Genomic DNA, 6,085 nt, shown 5'->3' with positions numbered 1-6,085 from the left:
GCCGTCGGCAGGTAGACGAACGGGAAGTAGGCGAGGGTGGTGACCAGCACGGCGCCGCCCAGGCCGTCCAGGGAGGGCACCAGGGAGCTCCAGGCGTAGCTGGACACGAAGGCGGGGATGGCCAGCGGGGCCAGCAGCAGGGCCCGCCAGGCGGCCGCGCCGGGCAGCGCGCACCGCTCGACCAGCCAGGCGGCGCCAGCCCCGATCGCGAGGGTCAGGGGCACGGTGATGAGCACCAGGGCGGTGGTGTTCACGACGAGCTCCGCCACCCGGGGGCGGAACAGGTACGCGGTGATGCCGGCCCAGCCCAGCGGGACGACGCGACCTACGACGATGACCAGGGGCGCGACGCTCAGCAGCGCCACCGCGGCCGCGGCCAGGATGAGTGGACGCGGCGCCCGGGTCGCCGGCGCGGTCCCGCTAGTCGCGGGGGCCGCGGGGGTGGGGTCGTCGACCAGGGTCACAGGATGCCTGCGTCGGTCATCATCTGGATGACTTTCTCCGAGTTCAGGGTGAACGGGTCGACCGGTGGAGCTTCCAGGGACGTCAGCGGGGGCAGCGCGGGGTCGGAGGTGACGCCGGTGCCGACCGCGTACTCCATCGACTGGGACTCCACCAGGACCTTCTGACCCTCCGGGCTGGTGATGAATTTCAGGAACTGTTGCGCTTCAGCCGGCTTGTCGGCGGAGGCCAGCACTCCTCCACCGGAGAGGGAGACGAACGCCCCGGGGTCGGAGTTGCGGAAGTAGTGGAGGGCGGTGTTGCCGCTGCCCTCCTTCGTGCCGGCCTGGTCGCGGTACCAGTAGTAGTGGAAGATCACGCCACAGTCCATCTCGCCCGCGTTAACTGACTTCATGGTGGCAATGTTGTTCTGCAGAATCCTGGCGTTGGCTTTCAGCCCGGTCAGCCACTCCGCGGTCGCCGGTTCGCCCTGGTCGGCGAGCATCCCGGCCACAATCGACTGGAAGTCCGCACCGCCGGCTGCGCAGCCCCAGCGGTCCTGCCACTCGGGCTTGGCGAGGTCCATCAACGACCCGGGGACGTCCGACCTCGCGAGCCGGGCGGTGTTGTAGACGAGCACCGTGGACCGGGCGGCGATCGAGATCCAGGCGTTGGAGGAAGGAGCCGCGTCCTTGGGGACTTGCCGTCGGGTCGTCGGGTCCACCTCGGCCAGCAGCCCGGCCCGCTCCACCAGGGTCATCGCCGGACTGTTCTCGGTCAAGAAGACGTCCGCGGGCGAGGAGTCGCCCTCGGCGACGATCTGGTGCCCCATCGAGGCGTCCTGGCCCTGCCGGATCTGGACGGGGATCCCGGTGGCGGCGGTGAAGGCCTCGGCCCAGGGCTTGGTCAGGTTCTGGTGCTGCGCGGAGTAGACCTGGAGGGCCTGCGGGTCGGCGGTGAACTCCTCGGCGCTGCTGGCGCGGCAGCCGAACAGACCGAGCCCGCCGGCGCCGGCGAAGCCGACGGCTGTCAGGAATTGGCGTCGACGCACAGGTCTCCCTTTCGATCATTGAGCCGCCTCGCCGCTGATGAACGACGCGCGGTGGCCAGGGGCACGAGGCGTTGGAGTCGCCTCTGCAGGCTGGTCGTGAGCAGCCAGAACGCCAGCCCGGCCAGGAGCCCGGCGGCGAACTTCACCCCGGGACTGGAGAAGAACGCGAACATCTGGAACTGGACCAGGTACACATGTAGCGAGGCGGCCGCCAACACCCCAAGCGGGCGGACCAAGAGCCGCGGCACCACCACGCTCGGCACCAGCGCCAGCAGCGCCAGCCCGGCCATGATCACAAGGTTCCGCTCCGGGGCCGGGAAGAACCCGATCGTGGCCACCAGCGCCACGGTGACCGTGAGCAGCTGCCGGCGACGGGTCCGCGCGGAAGCCATCGCCAACCCGGCGGTGAACAGCCAGCCGACCGTCCACGGCATCCCGCGCACCGGACCCTCCACCAGGCCGACGACCAGGTACCGCGGGATGAGCAGCACCAGCGTCGCGAGGAACGCCAGCCGCCACGGGTCCCGCGCGTACGCCTGCCGCAGACGGGGCACCGAGAGCAGGGCCGCCGAGACCAGCAGCAAGATCAGCAGCGCCTCGACGAACCAGAAGATGTTGCCGGCCATCGGACGTACCGCCCAATGCAGCAACACAACATTGGACCAGTGGGCGCCGCCGAAAACCACCTTCATGGTGAGGGCGACCAGCACGGTAGGAACCACGATGGCGACCGCCAACCGCGCCGTCCGCCGCCAGCGCTGCGCTGTCGACCCGGCAGCCAGCACGTACCGGCCGACGTTGAACCCCGCCGCAGCCAGCAGCAGGTGAGCGCCGCCAGCGAGGGGGAACAGCCCGACGTGGCTGCCGCAGATCATGACCACGGCAAGCCCGCGGAGAAGCACGTTCATCTCCACCCGTTGACCGGAGCCGCGGCGGGGCCGCGTCACCGCCAGGTCGGGCAGCTCCCGCAGCGGTCGATGGTGCCAGTCCACCGGGAGATCCCCCAGCAGACGCCCCAGACGCAGAGATGCCTGGACGTGGGAAAACGAGTCGCCGCCCAGCTCCACGAACGAGCGGTCCGGGTTCAGCGACTCCCGTCCCACCAGAGGCCCAAGGACGGCGACCACCGCCGCCAGGTCGGCCGGCTCCCGGCCGAGCTTCAACCGCCCAGGGCCCGGCGGCTGTTGCGGCGTCCGGTGCCGAGCAGCGCAGCCCAGCCGGTCGATCTTGCCGCTACTGAGTCGCGGCAGCTCCGCGACCGCCGCCACCGAGATGACACTGGGACCAAAACCGGAGACCGCCGACACCGCCTCGACCACCCGCGCCGCGTCGCGTCCGTGGTTGGCGCGGTAGGTGACATGCAGCTGCTGGTCCGTTCCGGTGACGCAGGCCTGGAAGCCGGCGTCGGAGAGGCGGCGCTCGACCTGGCCAAGGTCGATCCGGATACCCATCACCTTGGCCCAGTCGGCGCGTCGGCCAACGATGCGGACCAGCCCGTCGTCGCTGATCCGGGCCAGGTCGCCGGTCCGCAGCACCTCCTGCATCCGGCCCAGCGCCAGGTCGTCGGCACTCTCGGCGTACCCCAGCATCACCCCAGGCCCGGAGAAGACCAGCTCCCCCACCCCGTCGGGCATACCCGCCGCTTCCGGAACGGTGGTGTCCAGGAAGAAGGACGAACCGGCGACCGGCCAGCCGACCGCGTCCGGATGCCGCGCCGCGGATGCCGGCGGCAGCACGGCCATCCGGGCCGTGGCCTCCGTCTGGCCATACATCACCGCCAGCGACCACCCACCCGCCTGCCCCAGCGCGGCGATGTCCCGGACCCGATCTGCGGGCAGCGCTCCACCCGCCTGCGTCACCAAACGCAGATCGGGAAGGTCAGCCGACAACACCCCCTGGACCTCCAGCAGATCGATCAGATAAGGCGTCGCCGCCACGATCGAGACACCGCACCGGCCCAGCACGTCCCGCACGTCCGGTTCCGCGAACGACTTCCGGCGCAGCACCACCGTGCCGCCGGCAACCAGCTGCGCATGAAGCACCGAGAGGCCATAGCAGTAGTGCAGCGGCAACGAGGTGATGGCCCGATCAGCGGAGGTCACCCCCAGCGCGGACACGATCGCGTGGGCGTTGCTTCGCACGTTCTCGTGGCTGAGCCTGACCAGCTTCGGCGACCCGGTGCTCCCCGACGTGCTCATCAGCAGCGCCAGATCGGGATGTAGCAGATGCTGCGCGTCGGTCGTCACGGTCTCAAGGTGGCCATTGGCCGCGAGCCGCAGGTCCGGCCGGTAGCGCTCGGTCACCGTCTCGCCGCGCTCGGCCGGAGTGACCAGCGGAACGTGCCCGGCCAGCAGCACGGCAAGATACGCCGTCACTGCTGCCGGGTCAGCGGTCAGCGGGACGTGCACCAGGCGGCGGCCGGTGCCGACATCCGGCAATGTCGCCGCTACCTCGGCGACCCGGGCCGCGAGCTGACCGTGTGTGAGCGAACCAGAGGCGTCCTCGGCATCGAGAAGGGCCAGCTGGTGGGGATCGGCGGCCACCGACTGAAGCCGCAGCCCTGTCCTCGGCGGCGCACTCAGAAGCGACACATCGGTGAGGCTAACCTAAGGGGGTGGTCGTGGACAATCCGGCGCCGCCTTCAGTTCGCATCTGGGTGGCGACCCTGACCCAGGCCGACCTGCGCCTGCGCCGTTGGCTGGATCCGCGCGAGATGGGCCGGTTCCTGAGCTACGAGAGTCCGGCGGACCGGGCCCGGTTCCTGTTGGGCGCGGCGATGCTCCGCTCCGCCGTCGGGCAGCAGGTGGGCATGCGGCCGGAGGACGTGCCGGTCGATCGGGAGTGCGAGAGCTGCGGAGCGTGGCACGGCCGTCCCCGTGTGCCAGGGTCGTCGTTGCACCTGTCGGTGTCCCACGCGGGACTCCTGGTCGCCGTCGCCATGGCCACCGCAGGGGCGGTCGGGATCGATGTGGAACGCATTCGAAGCTCCCCAGCGGCCGCCGAGTCCTGGACCCACCACGAAGCCCGGTTCAAAGCCGGTGGCGGCGAAGACCTCCTCGTCCATTCCCTTCCCCTACCGTGGCCGGGACACCTGATGGCGGTGGCCCACCCGAAAAACGGAACCGTGAAAGTCTCCACCTCCCGCCAGCGACTGGACTTGCTCGAGAGGTGAAACACCCGTGCGCCGTCGAATCCAAGGGAGGGTCCGACCTGGATCGACATCGACGCTGTGGCGTGGGGTCAGCGTTACGCCGTGGTCCGCCCTGCGGGCTCCTGTACACGCTGACGTCCGCTGAGGTGGCCAGCAAGGCCGGGGCGGTGGAGGGAGCAATGCGCACTAGCGACCGGACCTGGGGGCCGCTGCTCGGGCAGGTTCGTGCGATCTCGGCCCGCCGGCTCTATGCCACCTGCGCGTTCCGGTCGTCGATTCAGATCATCCAGCGCACCCTTGAAGAGCTCGCGGAGCAAGATCAACGCTTACCTGTGTTGCTGAGCTACCCCGATGACGAAGTGGCACGCGTCTGCGGCGGCGGACAGCGGAGCGACGAAACCTTCGTCCGTCAGCTCGACCAACTCGGCATTGCCTACGTCGACGGACTCAGCGCGCACCTCAAAGACATCGAAGCGTTCTCTGTCACGCCGGCGGAGTACGTGAACCGCTACTACTACGGCCACTACACACCCGCCGGCAACCACTGCTTCGCCATGTCCGTCGCTCGCCGCCCCATCATCGAGTGGCTCGATCCGCGCCCCCACGCCTACCTCAGTCAGGCAAAACCGACCGACGCCGGACGTCTCGCTCCAGGGGACGCCGGTGCCGACATCGTCTACGCGGCCGCGAACCAGGCCTGGGGGCGGGGCGACCACGTCGACGCCTACGCCGGCGTGTTCGCCGACCACGACGGGCACTTCTGGCGGGTCAGCCGAGCCGACGGTGTCCTGATCCGGTAACCGGCATGCCGCCGGCCGACCACCTGTGAGCGGTACCTCTGGGGTATCGATGGCTACGTCGGTCGAGCTGGCGCGGCGCATCAGGTTGTCGACCTCGGCCTCGGAGGACATCCCGATCACGACCATGCACTCGTGTGTCTTTCGGGCGGAAAGGTCCCGGCCGCCGATCACCAAACCGAAGCCGCCGGTCGGGATCAGCATCACCCGTCGCTGACCTCAAACTGCAGTGGCTCCGGTAGCCCGTTGTCACCCGGCTCACCGACCGCGGCGAACCCGAGAGCGGTGTAAAAGCTGTGCGACATCGCGCGGTCGGCGATGGACACACACAGTGTGGCCCGGTCGAGCTTCATGCTTCTCCTCGAACAGTTCGGTCCCTGGTACCGACCCGGTCGCCACCGTGAAGTCATCGCCTATCCCCAGGAACACCCAACTGGGTGACGTCGCAAAGCGGGCAGTAGAGCGACCAGACCCGACGACCGCTCGGTCGTGGGCGGGTACCCGTCACTCAGGTGACGCGGCGCGAGGGACTTGTGGCCAGCAGCTGTCGCGGACAACCAGTCTCGGACTGATCGCCTCTTAACCTCAATCCACCGATTGGCTTGGGTAGTTGATCTTGGTTTGGGGTTGGCCCGGTTACTGGTG

The 6,085-nt window shown here is 69.3% G+C and carries 5 protein-coding genes and 1 pseudogene; 2 read left to right on the top strand and 4 right to left on the bottom strand.

Features of this window, described 5'->3' with window-relative positions; all coding sequences use genetic code 11:
• From ABD714_RS22305 to ABD714_RS22295, 3 genes and pseudogenes are all read right to left on the bottom strand, one after another.
• Window positions 1–464: pseudogene (locus ABD714_RS22305) on the bottom strand (iron ABC transporter permease); the annotation flags it as partial.
• Complete coding sequence (locus ABD714_RS22300; protein WP_344814667.1) at window positions 461–1,492, bottom strand: extracellular solute-binding protein; 1,032 nt, start codon at window positions 1,490–1,492, stop codon at window positions 461–463. The gene ABD714_RS22300 and the pseudogene ABD714_RS22305, both read right to left, overlap by 4 nt.
• Window positions 1,471–4,035: an AMP-binding protein gene (locus ABD714_RS22295; RefSeq protein WP_344814666.1), complete on the bottom strand. Its 2,565-nt coding sequence runs from the start codon at window positions 4,033–4,035 to the stop codon at window positions 1,471–1,473. Before ABD714_RS22295 ends, ABD714_RS22300 begins: the two co-directional genes overlap by 22 nt.
• A gap of 77 nt (window positions 4,036–4,112) precedes the next feature.
• Here ABD714_RS22295 and ABD714_RS22290 point away from each other — a divergent pair, with 77 nt between their 5' ends.
• Both ABD714_RS22290 and ABD714_RS22285 read left to right on the top strand, forming a co-directional pair.
• The gene (locus ABD714_RS22290; RefSeq protein ID WP_344814665.1) at window positions 4,113–4,664 is read left to right on the top strand and encodes a 4'-phosphopantetheinyl transferase family protein; all 552 of its coding nucleotides are present in this window, start codon (window positions 4,113–4,115) and stop codon (window positions 4,662–4,664) included.
• A gap of 125 nt (window positions 4,665–4,789) precedes the next feature.
• Entirely contained in the window at window positions 4,790–5,443 is a 654-nt protein-coding gene (locus ABD714_RS22285) for a hypothetical protein (RefSeq protein WP_344814664.1), read from the top strand.
• Between the two features lie 200 nt (window positions 5,444–5,643).
• On the opposite strand, the gene ABD714_RS22280 is transcribed toward ABD714_RS22285, so the two are convergent.
• Complete coding sequence (locus ABD714_RS22280) at window positions 5,644–5,793, bottom strand: hypothetical protein (protein WP_344814663.1); 150 nt, start codon at window positions 5,791–5,793, stop codon at window positions 5,644–5,646.
• Between the last annotated feature and the right edge of the window lie 292 nt (window positions 5,794–6,085).

The organism is Microlunatus aurantiacus (assembly GCF_039536605.1).
Lineage (GTDB): Bacteria > Actinomycetota > Actinomycetes > Propionibacteriales > Propionibacteriaceae > Microlunatus > Microlunatus aurantiacus.
This window is presented reverse-complemented; position numbering and strand designations above follow the sequence as displayed.

Excerpts from the sequence above, each read along its gene's own strand:
- ABD714_RS22280 (WP_344814663.1), bottom strand. The coding sequence starts at position 5,793 with ATGAAGCTCGACCGGGCCACACTGTGTGTGTCCATCGCCGACCGCGCG.